Here is a 14,575-nt window from a genome sequence, read left to right on the forward strand (position 1 = left end):
ACTGTTCAACGACCGAGATAAACCTCGACCACCCGCTCGTCCGCCTGCACCTGTGCCAGCGACCCCTCGGCCAGCACCGAGCCCTGGTGCAGCACCGTCACATGGTCGGCAATGCTGCCCACGAAGCCCATGTCGTGCTCCACCACCATCAGCGAATGCGTGCCCGCCAGGCCCTTGAACAGCTCGGCGGTGAACTCGGTCTCGGCGTCGGTCATGCCCGCCACCGGCTCGTCGAGCAGCAGCAACTGCGGCTCCTGCACCAGCAGCATGGCGATCTCCAGGAACTGCTTCTGGCCGTGTGACAACAGCCCGGCCTGGCGTGAGGCCAGGCTGTTCAGGCGCACGGTCGTCAGTACGTGCTCTATTCGTTCACGCTGCTCGCCGCTCAAGCGCGCCGCCAGGCTGGCCCAGACCGACTTGTCGGTCTTGAGCGCCAACTCGAGGTTTTCATGCACGCTCAGCGCCTCGAACACCGTGGGCTTCTGGAATTTGCGGCCGATGCCCGCCTGGGCGATCTGGTACTCGCTCATGCGGGTCAGGTCCAGGGTATCGCCAAAGAACGCACTGCCGGTGTCGGGGCGGGTCTTGCCGGTGATCACGTCCATCATCGTGGTCTTGCCGGCGCCGTTGGGGCCGATGATGCAGCGCAGCTCGCCGACGCCGATGTACAGGTTGAGCGCGTTGAGCGCCTTGAACCCGTCGAAGCTGACGCTGATGTCTTCAAGGCTCAGTACCGTGCCGTGGCGGGTGTCGAGCCCAGCCTTGCGCGGTTGACCCAGGCCGATGGCGTCGCGGCCGGTGCCCACCTGATCGAAGACCGGCTCCAGCATGAATTCCGGATGAACCGCAGGGGTGCCTCTCATGGCTGGCTCCTTTTCTTCAGCAGCCCGACCACGCCCTTGGGCAGGTACAGGGTGACCAGGATGAACAGTGCGCCGAGGAAGAACAGCCAGAACTCCGGGAAGGCCACGGTGAACCAGCTCTTCATGCCATTGACCAGGCCTGCGCCAAGCAGCGGGCCGATCAGCGTGCCGCGTCCGCCCAGGGCAACCCAGACAGCGGCTTCGATGGAATTGGTCGGCGACATTTCGCTGGGGTTGATGATGCCCACCTGCGGCACGTAAAGCGCCCCGGCCAGGCCGCACAGCACGGCGCTGAGCACCCACACCAGCAGCTTGAAGCCGCGTGGATCGTATCCGCAGAACATCAGGCGGTTCTCGGCGTCGCGCAGCGCGGTGAGCAAGCGCCCGAACTTGCTGCGCGTCAGCCACCAGCACAGGTACAGGCTGCCCAGCAGCAGTGCGACAGTGAGCAGGAACAGCACCGCGCGGGTGCCCGGTGCGGTGATCTCGAAGCCCAGGATGGTGCGGAAGCTGGTGAAGCCGTTGTTGCCGCCGAACCCGGTTTCGTTGCGAAAGAACAGCAGCATCCCGGCAAAGGTCAGGGCCTGGGTCATGATCGAGAAGTACACGCCCTTGATCCGCGAACGGAAGGCGAACCAGCCGAACACCAGTGCCAGCATCCCCGGCGCCAGTACCGCCAGGCACAGCGCCCAGGCGAAGTGCTGGGTGCCGGCCCAGTACCAGGGCAGCTCGCTCCACGACAGGAAGGTCATGAAGCCTGGCAGGCCGTCGCCGGCCGCCTGGCGCATCAGGTACATGCCCATGGCATAGCCGCCGAGGGCGAAGAACAGGCCGTGGCCCAGCGACAGCAGCCCGGCGTAGCCCCAGACCAGGTCCAGGGCCAGGGCGACGATGGCGTAGCAAAGGATCTTGCCGACCAGGGTCAGGGTGTAGGCCGAGACCTGCAGCGCATGGCCGTCAGGTAGCAGCGACAGCAGCGGCAGGGCCAGCAGCACCAGGATGACAATGGCGCCGATGGCCAGTGACAGGCGTGGCCCGACCTTTTGCGTGGCAGTGACAAGCAGTGGCTGGTTCATCAGTCGATTACCCGTCCCTTGAGGGCGAACAGGCCTTGCGGGCGTTTCTGGATGAACAGAATGATCAGCGCAAGGATGAGGATCTTGCCGAGTACCGCACCGATCTGCGGTTCCAGCAGCTTGTTGGCGATGCCCAGCCCGAAGGCCGCCCAGAGGCTGCCGGCCAGTTGCCCGACGCCGCCGAGCACCACCACCAGGAAGGAGTCGATGATGTAGCTCTGGCCCAGGTCAGGGCCGACGTTGCCGACCTGGCTCAGGGCGACCCCGCCCAGCCCGGCGATACCCGAGCCCAGGCCGAAGGCGAGCATGTCGACGCGCCCGGTGGACACGCCGCAGCAGGCCGCCATGCTGCGGTTCTGCGTGACCGCGCGCACGTTCAGCCCCAACCGTGTGCGGTTGAGCAGCAGCCAGGTGAGCAGCACCACTGCCAGGGCGAAGCCGATGATCACCAGGCGGTTGTAAGGCAGCACCAGGTTGGGCAGCACCTGGATGCCGCCAGACAACCACGCCGGGTTGCTCACCTCGACGTTCTGCGCGCCGAACAGCAGGCGCACCGCCTGGATCAGGATCAGGCTGATGCCCCAGGTCGCCAGCAGGGTTTCCAGCGGGCGGCCGTAGAGATGGCGGATGACGGTGCGTTCCAGCGCCATGCCGACTCCGGCACTGACGGCGAAGGCCACCGGCAGGGCGATCAGCGGGTAGAACTCGATGGCGCCGGGGGCGTAGCGCTGCAGCAGCACCTGCACCAGGTAGGTGCTGTAGGCACCGAGCATCAGCATTTCGCCGTGGGCCATGTTGATCACCCCTAGCAGGCCGAAGGTGATCGCCAGGCCCAAGGCCGCCAGCAGCAGGATCGAACCCAGCGACAGACCGCTGAACGCCTGGCCGAGGATCTCACCGAACAGCAGCTTGCGTTGGACCTGGGCCAGGCTGGTCTCGGCGGCGGTGCGCACCCCGGCGTCGGGTTCTGCGCCAGGCTGCAACAGAGCTTCCAGACGGGTACGTGCCAGCGGGTCGCCGGTTTCCCCGAGCAGGCGCACTGCGGCCAGGCGTACCCGAGGTTCGCTGGCGCCCAGTTGCAGGTTGGCCAGGGCGAGGCCCAGGGCGGCGTGCACGGCAGCGTCCGGCTCACTGGCGAAGGCGCGGTCGAGCAGCGCCATCTGTGCCGGTTGCGCGCTTTTTTGCAGTTGCCGTGCAGCGGCCAGACGCAGGTTGCTGTCGGCGCTGAGCAGTTGATGGCTGGCCAGGGCGTTGTCGATCAGGCCGCGCAGGCGATTGTTCAGGCGCACCTTGCGCGTGTCGTCTTCGGCTATGCGCCCTTCGCGCAGGTTTTCCAGCAGCGCCAGGCGCGCCGGTTCGGGCTGTGCGGCCCAGCCTTCGAGCAGGCTGGCCTGTTCCGCGGGCTTGGCGCCGAGGAAGAATTCGCCCTCGCTGGCCTGAGTGGCTAGGGGTAGCAGGAGGAGGAGGGTGAGCAGGAGTCTGAGCATGCGAGCAATCCTGGAAATCGGAGGTGGATTCTTCGCGGGCAAGCCCGCTCCCACAGGTTCAGCGGTGTTCCCGGGATCTGTGGGAGCGGGCTTGCCCGCGAATGGGCCGCAAAGCGGCCCCATGCACTCAGTTACCTTTCACTGCATAGTCAGGCCGCTTGTCATTGCCTGGTATGAACGGGCTCCACGGCTGCGCACGCAGCGGCTGCTCGGTCTGCCAGACCACACTGAACTGCCCGTCTTCCTGGATCTCGCCGATCATCACCGGCTTGTGCAGGTGGTGGTTGGTCTTGTCCATGGTCAGGGTGAAGCCGGACGGTGCCTGGAAGCTCTGCCCGGCCAAGGCCTCACGCACTTTGTCGACATCGGTGGACTTGGCTTTCTCGACCGCCTGCGCCCACATGTGGATGCCCACGTAAGTGGCCTCCATCGGGTCGTTGGTCACCGCCTTGTCGGCACCCGGCAGGCCCTTGGCCTTGGCGTAGGCTTTCCAGTCGGCGACGAACTTCTGGTTGACCGGGTTTTCCACCGACTCGAAGTAGTTCCACGCCGCCAAGTGGCCGACCAGCGGCTTGGTGTCGATGCCACGCAGTTCCTCTTCTCCCACCGAGAAGGCCACCACCGGCACGTCGGTGGCTTTCAGGCCCTGGTTGGCCAGCTCTTTGTAGAAGGGCACATTGGAGTCGCCATTGACGGTGGAGATCACCGCCGTCTTGCCGCCTGCGGAGAACTTCTTGATGTTGGCGACGATGGTCTGGTAGTCGCTGTGGCCGAACGGCGTGTAGACCTCTTCGATGTCCTTGTCGGCCACGCCCTTGCTGTGCAGGAAAGCGCGCAGGATCTTGTTGGTGGTGCGCGGGTAGACGTAGTCGGTGCCCAGCAGGAAGAAGCGCTTGGCACCACCGCCGTCTTCGCTCATCAGGTATTCCACCGCCGGGATCGCCTGCTGGTTGGGCGCAGCGCCGGTGTAGAACACGTTCGGCGACATCTCCTCGCCTTCATATTGCACCGGGTAGAACAGCAGCCCGTTGAGCTCCTCGAACACCGGCAGCACCGACTTGCGCGACACCGAGGTCCAGCAACCGAACACCACCGCGACCTTGTCCTGAGTCAGCAGTTGGCGGCTCTTCTCGGCGAACAGCGGCCAGTTCGAGGCCGGGTCGACCACCACCGGTTCGAGCAGCTTGCCATTGACCCCGCCCTTGGCGTTGATCTCGTCGATGGTCATCAGCGCCATGTCCTTGAGCGACGTTTCGGAAATGGCCATGGTCCCGGACAGCGAATGCAGGATGCCGACCTTGATGGTCTCGGCCGCCTGGATGCTCCAGCTCAGGCCCATCGCCGCGATCGATGCGCTGAGGGTGAAGGCCTTGATCAGACTGCGTCGCTTCATGTGCTCTCTCCGCTGAGTTGTTGTGGTGTTGGCAGAAGGGAGATTGCAAAGGCTGTGCCGTGGTGCGCGAGGCTGCAGATTAGAAGGGTTGTGCTTCGATGCGGGGCTTGGAGGAGGGCCAGGTTGGTGCTTGCGCGGCTGGCCTGCACAGGATTGGGGCCAGGGCGGTGAACAGTTTTGACACATAAGCGGTACTTGAGTACCGTTCGGCACCGCAGTAGATTCTGCGGCCGGGATTGGCGTCCCGTTATACAGAGAGATCGAGCATTGACGCTCCTTGCGACTTTGCTCTGCATGGCTGCACCCGTTATGGGCGGAGCCGTGTGTGGGAGCCTTCGGGCTCACCGGTTCTCTCTGCCGGCACGCCAACCCGCACGGCTCCGTCCACCTATATTGGCGTATGGGCTCGGAGCGTCATAAAGAGAGAGCTGCAAGGAGATGCACCATGCTCAAGAAGATCGTTCCAGATCCACCTTCCGCATCCACCCAGCGGGAGGCTCAGTCATGATCCATGACCCATACATCCCAACCCCGCGTCGTCGCCGGCCTGTCACGGCCAGCATGGATTACGGCACCTGCCATCAGTCCCATGACCCGATCTGTACCTTGCGCGCAGGCATCGACAGTGCCGACGCGCTGGTGTGCGCGATCGCGGCGCTCAAGGCTGCGTATGAAACCAATGCGCTGGCGTTGGAGCAGGTGGGTGAACCTCTGCGCAGCTTGCTGACTGCGACGGAAAATTCACTGGAGAAGGGCGTGGCGCTGGCTGAAGCGGTGCTGGAGGGGTTGGAGGCGCCTTAGCGGGCAAGCCCGTGCGATCCAGTACCGCAGATTAAAGGGTTACCAGGCCATTTACACTTTCGGCCTGCATGTTTTTGTCACGGCCCTGAAATGCTGGCAGGCCAGCACCTGCAGGCTCGGCGCCAGGCCGAACTTGCAGGTGTGAGCATACCTTGCCGGGTCAGGCGGCGGAGGGCGTGTCCTCCTTGGCATCTTCGAGTAGCTTGTACACCCCATCCGTAAAGGCCTGATCGCCTGTCTTGGCGGTGTAGACCATGTTCAGCTTGATGTCGGTGATCACGGACAGATCTTTGAGCAACGCCTCGTCGCCCAGGATCTTCAGCTCCCATTGCGAAATGGCGCCAGTGCCTTCGAAAGGCAGGTAGCGCCCGTCATGCAGTGCCAGTTCGTACAGCCACGAATCGTTTTGATGGCCGACGCCGTCGTCAGCGTCGGTGGCAGACAAAGCGATCTGTTGGTTGACCCCAGGGTTGCGCAATACCAGTGCGGGATCCTGGGCAGCTGTTTCATGTGCCTCTTTCTCCTGCGCGGTTGCTGTTTCCGCGACGGGGTACAGCGAGGCGGCGGCAATCCTGTGTGGCTCGAGCAGAGTGTTGCTTGCCAACTGAGTGAGCACGGCGCTCAGCTCGGTAGGGTCCTGTCTGTTCTTCATCACCAAGGTGACGGAAACGTGTTTCAGTTGACGCAGATAATGGCCTGGATAGCTCTTGTCGAAGTCTGCTGCCGAAAACGCGAAATTCAAGGCAAGCGCCGAGTCGGCGTCGGGCTGTCTCTTGAAGAGTTTGTCCCATTGCGCTTGCCCCAGTTGCTCGTTGAGGCTGAAGGTCTTGCGGATGGTCAGTCGCCGTTCGCTGTTCAACAAGTACTCGTTTTCCATCTGCTGCAAACCCTGCAGCAAGGAATCGCCCGCCAGCATGCCCTTGTATTTGTCGCGCCAGGCATAGGCGTCTAGGAAGCTGGCGCGCCGATAGTCGCCGATCTCCAGGCGCCAGGCAGACTCGGCCATCTGGCACAGCGAGCGCACGGCGTCGTAGGCGCTGCCGTAGATCTGTTCCTGACGTGCCGTGAGCCAGTCGTAGGTCGCCGCGATGCTGAAGCTGTCGGTCATGGACGCGTGGGCCTCACGCAGGTTGTTGCGGTCCTGGATACAACGCGCCAGCTCGATTTTGCTGGCGCCGAGCTCCAGTTCCAGTTCGTCCAGCTGAGCGCCGAGAATGCGCAGATCCCATTGCGCTTCGCTCTTCTCGAACGCCCAAGTGGCGGCTCGGCGATTGTAGCCTGCTTGTGTTTTGAGTTCTGCAGCCAACATCCCGGAAACCTCGCTGGCCACTTTCAGGCTCTTTGCGGTCGAGTACATCGGCGCGGCAGGCTTTATCCCGCCGACCGCCATGCCATAGATAGTAGGCACCGCGGCTTCAACTGCAGCCCCCGCGATCTCGAACGGTATGCTGAGCAGCTTGGCGCTGTTGCCGATCCAGGTGAACGCGGTGGCTGCTTCTTCCTCGGGCGAGCGGCCGATGTCGATCAAGTGGCTCAGCCGGTTCAGCCGCGCGGTGGTCTTGCTCTGGGTCAGCAGCAATCCGGATTTGCGTGACTGCAGGCTGTTGATTGATTTCTGCTGCAGGCGAATGGCGAAGTCCGCCATCTTCAGGTGGTGAGTCTGGCGCAAGACCAGCAGTTTCTTGTCGAGTTGGCCTTCCATCAAGGCCAGGTACCGACCGCCCTGTTTGGCCAGCTCACTTGCCGCCTGCTTGGCGATCGGCAGCAAGTGACGGAAGCGATAATGTGGCAGCCGTTCGTGGGTTCTTCGATAAATGGCAGGTTGGCTGCCTATCGTTCCCTGGTTGCTGCTGAAGGCTTCCAGGGTTTCGCTGTTCCAGTCCAGCGCTGGCAGTACCTTGCCATCGAGCGTCAGGCCATGACGCAGGTTGAACAGGCGCTGTTTGAGCGTCTGGTGCAGTCTGGCCAGACGCGGGTTGATGGGCCTGCGCAAGGCCTCGACCTTCAGCTCGGCGAGCGCAACGGGCGTCCAGCGCGAGGTCAGGTCGGTCTTGGCCAGTGGACCGAGCAATTGCAGTGCCTGCTGATAACAAAGCCAGGCCTGGTTCAGGCTGCTGAGGGTGAGCTGGCGATAGAAATGGTCGCCTTGCAGCTGCCAATTTTCGAGCAACGAAAGGTAGACCGCTTCCTGGTAATAGCGTGAACGCAAAAAGACCCAGGTGACGGGGTCGACATCATGGCTCAGGGTCGAGCTCAGCGTGCCGGCTTCGGCCAGCGGGCGCGTGCACCAGGGGGCAGGCCGCCCCTGGGCATCGGGTTTGGTGCGGTAAGGGTTGAACAGGTAACGCAGGTACCAGTCTTCGGCTTCCTCGAACTGCTGCTGTTCGGTCAAGCGCATGGCGACCATGGCCGGTACGTGCAGGAACAGCTCTCGCAAGTACAGCGCATTGGCGCCGTGGAAGTCGGTGGGCGGGGAGGTGTCGCTGTCATCCAGCGCGGGTTCGGTCAGCGACTGGGTGTCCCAGCCAAGTACCCGTTCGACGCCTTGGCTGGCACGGGCGACGAGGTTTTTGCCAAAGAGTGTGTTGAGGCGGAATTTGTCGGTGATGAGCAGTGGTTCGTTGTGCTTGACTGCGCTCAGGTCCAGGTACTGGGCCTGTTTTGCATTGGCTGCAATGGACAAACTCCAGGGCTTGGTCATACCGGATGGATCGATTTTGTATTCTCTCAATGACCAGGTCGGTAATGCTTCGCGTTGAGAATCTATGTAAGTAAGGAAGAATTTGAGACCTGTGACATGGGTTGAAGATATCGACATGCCGTCGGTGAATGTCTCGACTTTAGAGCTGTTGACGCCGTTAAATGTTGAAATTATTTCGATCTTCGAACAGTCGTCCCTCGAAGCGTGGAGTTTTTTGAGGGGCGTGGTGACGTGGATAGTGATTGAGTCTTCCTTTCGGATGATTTTTAATTCGAAGTCGAGCGGGGTTTTCGAAGCGATGTCGTCTGGTTGAAAATCTATAAATGTGTCTGGAATGGCTTGGATGGGAGCGGCTGAGTTTAAACTTTCGATTGTGTAATCTTCAACTAACAAGTCATGTTTGCTTTTTGACTTTGTGAAAGCTGAGTAGTTGTCCAGTCTTTTAAGTTTTTTGGATTTGTCATCGGCGTTGGTGATTGTTATAAAAGTAGCTTCATCTTCGAACAGGTTACTGAACTTTCTGCTGCTTTTATGGTGCGCTGTATAGGACTCAACCAACGAGGTAACGAAGATTTCACCATCATAAGGATGAGCAATTGCATGCGCGTTCCCGAAACTATTGATCAACACCCTGCTGATCGAATCAGCCTCGGTACTGTCCAGGCTTTTCTTCTCAAGCAACAACAAGTCCCGGAACACCAGATAGTAATCCTTGTTCTGAACGTGTCCTGTCTCCATCTTGCGGTCGTAGAGCAGCACGGTCAGCCAGGGATCGTTCCGTCTCTGCGCTTCCTGATTCACGGTAACGATCAGACCTGGTTCGAACTCTGGACCTTTTGCATGGGTATCGGGCTGCCAGCTACCCTCCAGAAAACCGTCCAGGCACAGAATCTCGTTTGGAGTGCTCCAGGTATCGTCGCTCTGCTGGAAGCAATAGTTGACCGTAAGCTTGCGCTTTTTGGGCAGGGTCGCGTTGGCATCGGTACCACTGCCCAGATCGGTGGTGCTGCGTTCTACCCAGAACACGTAGCGTCGACCGGCAATGACGACGGGACGTACCAGATCGGCGCGGCTGTCGGGCTGAGCGGCGCCGACGATCTCACCGGCAGGGGACAGCGAGATGGCCTCCCATTCGCTCCAGGCCAGGGGGCTCAGGCGGCGTTTGTCGTCGCACAGGCTGATGTCCAGGGTCCGCCAGTAGTATTCCAGGGGAGTGCTGTTAGTGCGGGCGACCAGGTGGTAGGTGTTGCGCTTGGGGTCGTGCCCATCCAGATACCCGCTGACCACCTGCAGGTTACTGATGCGCTCGAATTTGGTGAGGTAGTTGCAGATGGCAGTGTGCAGCAGGGTGGTGTCCATCTTGCCCTGATTGAGCTCGATTTCCAGCTCCTGAAAAGCCTTGCTCTTGTTGGTGCGATGGGCGTAGTGGATCAGGTTGGCCGGGTGGTTCAGTTGTTCGCGATTGCGCTTCCAGGTGCCGTATTGACCCAGTTGCCCTTGCCAGGTCAGTTGCTGCTCACCAGACGGGGCATTGTCCAGGTACCCCGGCTCCAGGCGCGCATGTATGCGCGACAGGTAGTTCTGCAGGCTGCCGATGGCCTGGTCGAGCAGGGTGGTCTGCACCTGGGGGCTGACCAGGATGTCGCACAGGCAGTACGTGCACAGGTCATCGGCCTGGGTGAAGGTGACCAATGCGTCGCCCGCACTTTTGGCCCCGTGACCGATCAGATAGCCGGTCAGGGCGTCACGCCACGATTCAGCGATCTGTGCGTCGACATTTGCCCGCAAGGCATCGTCGGTACTGGCCAGCAGCAGCTGGCTGGAGGCTTCGTACTGACGGTAGCTGGAGCGCTCGGTCAGCTCGGTGAGGTCGAGCAGCGAACGACAGGCAAGGCCCGTGGCCTGGGCCAGGGATTTCATGCGCAGGATGTAGTCGATCTGCCTGATGCTGGTGGGCACTCCCGGGATACCCACAGAGCGGCTTACGGTACCCGGCGCAGTGCTCGCGACTTCGAGTTCGAGCGGGTGATACTCGTGGCCTGATCTGATTACTGTCTTCCACGCCGCCAGCCATTTGTCGGGTTTGTAGGCGTCCTTGTACTGCTGTTCGGTAACCAGCAGAGGGCCGGGGTGCTGATCCAGGAACGTCACCAACTTGCGGTGCAAGTGGGTGAACCTGCTGTCGTTGTAAGCCCTGGTACCAGCCACACGAACGACCACCCTCCTGATCAGCGTCTCGATCTTGTAGTGCTTGTACGTGGCCAGCTCGTCGGCAGATAGCGTCTGCAGGAAATCGTTGAAGGTCGGTCGCGTATCCTCCACTTCCACGAGCGTCTCGTAGGGCGGGCAGGCCGTCGCGACGTCTTCTTCGGTCCAGGCACAGAGCGTGGCCATTGCCCTGGCGAACTGTTGGCGGTCTGTGGCAAGGGTGCTTGGCTTCAAGGCTTTGAAGAATCCGAGAACGTCCTCTTCGGTGCGTCCGTGTTCGGCACTGACCGCTACCCAGCCTTTGAGGCAGGCGAGCTTGTAGCAAACATCCAGCGTGAGTGCCCTGTCGCTGCGCTCAAGCGCGAACCCGCCAGAGTGATCCGCGATGCACTGGATCATTGCGGGGCTCAACGAAAACACCACGCTCACTGCGCAACGACTTTCCAGATCAAGCCAGCTCTGGCCTTTGTCGCTCGCCTGTGCAGGGCCGGCAACTCTCAGCGAATCCGCAGCCTGCAACAGCTCGGCATGGCTTTTCCCGACCCAGTTGATCAGTGGCTGGACATGACTCTGGGTGAAACCAGGCGTGTTCAGTGGCAGACCCAGCACATCTGCCAGGAGTTGGGCAATCAGTGCTGTATGTTGCGCTGGTTCATCAACAGGCTCGGATGCGCTGGCATCGGAGTTTATCGGTGTGCTCGTCAAGGCTGCATCGATTGCGGCCTGGTGCAACCTGAGCGCCTTCGGCCGATGTCCTTCGATCCAGCCCGTGGCGTGGCGTTTGCTGAGGTTCAGGGCAACAAGCAGTGCGCTGGGCAGGATCTGCTGCTGACGCAGCCACTGGTCCAGGTTGGTCAGCGCGATCAGCACATCGAGGATGCCGGTGGTTTCGAAGTCACTGATCAGCGGGGTGCCGCTCAGTTGTGCCTGCACGTCGATGCCGGCGTCGGCCAGCAGCTTGAGCAGGGCATCGGTTTCCTGTCGTGAGCGCTTGAGCAGGCGGGGCAGGCGGCTGAGCCGGTAGAGTGCCGACAGTAGTGAGAGCGACAACGTCAGTTGCTGAGTCGGCTGGGCATTTTTTACCAGGCCCAGCCAATCGAGGGTCGTCTGTTCATCGGCGCCCAACGCCTTGGCCAGGCCCGGAAGTACCTCTAACTGGCCTTCGGCGCCGTCTTGCGGGTCCAGGGCACGGTCATCGAGTACCAGTGATGATGAGGTATCCAGTACGGTGCTGCCGGGGCCATCGAGCACGCGGTCGAGCATGGCAGGCTGTACGCCGAAGGCATAGGGGCAGACCTCGCAGACCAGTGCGGCGAACTGTTCGGCACTGATGTCGTAGGCCTCGTTCAGATAGCGGAACACCCCCAGTGCGCGCAAGGTAGTGGGCGTCACGTTCCAGGCATCTTTCTGGCCCTCGGCCCTGAGGATCGAGATCACTAGAAGGTCGGTTTCGGCGAACGGCAGGCCCAGTTCGCGTTGCAGGTGGATCATCTGATAAATGCGTGGCAGGCAGTTGTAATCGAGCCGGTTGAATGTCGGCTTGATTCCGGCGCCGCTCAGGGTGTCTTTCAGTGTCAGGCGAACCTTGCTGAGTGCATTGATGAAGACCGCACCGGGATGGAAGTCTGGCAGCGATGTTGCGCTCGTCGGTTGGTAAGCCTCGGATGTTTGGACAGTGCTGTGACCGGCTTTTGCCTCATCGTCGATGCTGGATATGGCCAGCAGCTCCAGCACCTGTTCGAACGCAAGACCGGTCTTGTCCATGAACGTCTCGACGTCCTTCAGGCTGGCGATGGCTTTTTGCTCTGTTGTGTTCTGCAGCCCGTACCATTTGCGCCAATCTTTGAGGTTTTTGTTCAGTGCGTCGTTATCCAGCAACAGCTGTTGCACCCCGGGTCCGAAGCCGCTGGCCATGCGCATGGCCTGGCGCAGCTCCTTGCTGCGCAGTTGCGCTTCGCAGAACACCGGGTAACAGCGCAGCGACTGTTGCAGCAGTTCGAAGTAGGGGATCTTCTTGTGTGCAAGCACCCTCTTGATCTGCTCGTGCGCATGGTGATACGGCAGATGTATATGCAGGCCTGCCTCAGCGAGCACTTCGGGCAGGTCGACAGTTGAGCCTGCGCGGGCCTGGGCATGGTGGGTCAGTGTCGAAATGGCCAATGCCAGTGCATTGACAGGTTGCTCCAGGCGTTCAGGGTCCAGTACCAGTTGTGCCAGATCCGGACGACGCTGAGCCAGTGTCTGACGTTGCCCCGATTCGCTGGTCGCTTCGATGCTCAGGGCCTTCTGATAAAGCGCATGCAGGTAGGCGATGGGGCCAGTATTCGATTCAGGCGCAGCGGGGTCGCAGGGGTTGGCCAGTTGCTCGGGAAACAGATGGGCGTAACTGCAGGCGAAGTTGCTCTGATCGGACATGACGGTGTGCTCCAGGCGAATGAAGACACGTCAGGCAGGGAGGCCATGACGTTTGGGTCCTGGGGCTATTTGACGGATGAAGGTGAAATCGCACAACTGACAGAAATATCAGTAGTGTGCGCCAGCCCAGGCGGGACAAGGGCTGGCGGATCCTCATGCTCAGTGGTTGCGCACCACGGTGCGCGGCTGGCGCTTGCTGCGCACGAACTGGTAAGTGACCGCCAGGATCAGGAACCAGATCGGGGTCACCACCAGCGCCGAACGGGTGTCGGCCTCAAGGCTCAACAGCACCAGGATGCCGGCGAAGAACACCAGGCACACGTAGCACATGAAACGCCCGCCAGGCATCTTGTAGATCGACTTCTCGTGCAGCGCCGCGCGCTGCTTGCGGTAGCTCAGGTACGACAGCAGGATCAGCGTCCAGACGAACATGAACAGCACCGCCGACACCGTGGTCACCAGGGTGAAGGCTTCGATCACGTTCGGCACCAGGTAGATCAGCACCGCGCCGAGCAGCAGGCACAGGCAGGAGAAGTACAGGCCGTTGGCCGGTACGGCGCGCCGCGAGAGCTTTTCGAAGGCCTTCGGTGCATCGCCTTCCTGGGCCAGGCCGTAGAGCATGCGGCTCGTGGAGAACACGCCGCTGTTGGCCGACGAAGCGGCCGAGGTCAGCACCACGAAGTTGATGATGCTTGCCGCTGCCGGCAGGCCGGCCAGCACGAACAGTTCGACGAACGGGCTCTTGCCCGGGACCACGTCGCGCCAGGGTGTAACCGCCATGATCGCGATCAACGCCAGCACATAGAACACGATGATGCGGATCGGGATCGAGTTGATCGCCCGTGGCAGGGTGCGCTCGGGGTTCTTCGCTTCGGCGGCGGTGGTGCCTACCAGCTCGATGCCGACGAATGCGAATACCGCGATCTGGAAACCGGCGAAGAAGCCGAACAGGCCATTGGGGAACATGCCGCCGTCATTCCACAGGTTGGCCAGGCTGGCCGTGTGGCCGCTCGGCGACTGGAAGCCGGTGATGACCATGTACAGGCCGGTGGCGACCAGGCCGAGGATGGCGACGATCTTGATCAGGGCGAACCAGAACTCCATCTCGCCGAACAGTTTCACCGTGACCAGGTTCAGCGACAGCAGGACCGCCACGCAGGTCAGCGCCGGTATCCACTGCGGCAGGTCGGGGAACCAGAACTGTGTATAGGCGGCGATCGCCACCACGTCAGCGATACCGGTGACGACCCAGCAGAACCAGTAGGTCCAGCCAGTGAAGTAGCCGGCCCAGGGGCCGAGCAGGTCGGCGGAGAAATCGATGAACGACTTGTAGTTGAGGTTCGACAGCAACAGCTCGCCCATGGCACGCATGACGAAGAACAGCATGAAGCCGATGATCATGTAGACGAAGATGATCGACGGGCCCGCGAGGCTGATGGTCTTGCCCGAGCCCATGAACAGGCCGGTGCCGATGGCGCCACCGATGGCGATGAGCTGGATGTGGCGGTTGGTCAGGTTGCGCTGCAGATGCTGGTCATCTGCCTGGGGGGATGAGGTCCGGGTCATAGGCTGCATTCCATTGAGGGTCAGTCTTCTTGTGAGCGAAAGCCGGTTAGGCTAACACGCACTGC

At 61.4% G+C, this 14,575-nt stretch carries 7 protein-coding genes; 1 reads left to right on the top strand and 6 read right to left on the bottom strand.

Annotated features, from left to right (window positions below):
- Positions 1-5: 5 nt before the first annotated feature.
- The 4 genes from urtD to urtA all read right to left on the bottom strand — a co-directional run bounded on the left by urtD (position 6) and on the right by urtA (position 4,819).
- Positions 6-863 carry an urea ABC transporter ATP-binding protein UrtD gene (gene urtD, locus ACNFHO_RS20715; RefSeq protein ID WP_416767198.1) on the bottom strand — a complete coding sequence of 286 codons (858 nt, stop codon included), beginning with the start codon at positions 861-863 and terminating at the stop codon, positions 6-8.
- Positions 860-1,939 (bottom strand): urea ABC transporter permease subunit UrtC, encoded by a 1,080-nt coding sequence (gene urtC, locus ACNFHO_RS20720; RefSeq protein ID WP_054894572.1) that lies wholly within the window; start codon positions 1,937-1,939, stop codon positions 860-862. Before urtC ends, urtD begins: the two co-directional genes overlap by 4 nt.
- On the bottom strand, positions 1,939-3,426 hold the full coding sequence (gene urtB, locus ACNFHO_RS20725) for an urea ABC transporter permease subunit UrtB (protein ID WP_063546345.1): 1,488 nt from the start codon (positions 3,424-3,426) through the stop codon (positions 1,939-1,941). The genes urtC and urtB overlap by 1 nt, the downstream gene beginning before the upstream one ends.
- Before the next feature lie 127 nt (positions 3,427-3,553).
- The gene (urtA, locus tag ACNFHO_RS20730; RefSeq protein ID WP_112899285.1) at positions 3,554-4,819 is read right to left on the bottom strand and encodes an urea ABC transporter substrate-binding protein; all 1,266 of its coding nucleotides are present in this window, start codon (positions 4,817-4,819) and stop codon (positions 3,554-3,556) included.
- A gap of 504 nt (positions 4,820-5,323) precedes the next feature.
- Between urtA and ACNFHO_RS20735 the strand changes: the two genes are divergently transcribed.
- Entirely contained in the window at positions 5,324-5,620 is a 297-nt protein-coding gene (locus tag ACNFHO_RS20735; RefSeq protein WP_416767200.1) for a hypothetical protein, read from the top strand.
- A gap of 160 nt (positions 5,621-5,780) precedes the next feature.
- On the opposite strand, the gene ACNFHO_RS20740 is transcribed toward ACNFHO_RS20735, so the two are convergent.
- Complete coding sequence (locus tag ACNFHO_RS20740; protein WP_416767201.1) at positions 5,781-12,944, bottom strand: Tc toxin subunit A; 7,164 nt, start codon at positions 12,942-12,944, stop codon at positions 5,781-5,783.
- 159 nt (positions 12,945-13,103) lie between these two features.
- Complete coding sequence (gene cycA / locus ACNFHO_RS20745; RefSeq protein WP_112899282.1) at positions 13,104-14,510, bottom strand: D-serine/D-alanine/glycine transporter; 1,407 nt, start codon at positions 14,508-14,510, stop codon at positions 13,104-13,106.
- Positions 14,511-14,575: the final 65 nt, after the last annotated feature.

The organism is Pseudomonas sp. NY15374, assembly GCF_048068255.1.
In the GTDB taxonomy this organism is placed as follows: Bacteria; Pseudomonadota; Gammaproteobacteria; order Pseudomonadales; family Pseudomonadaceae; genus Aquipseudomonas; species Aquipseudomonas machongensis.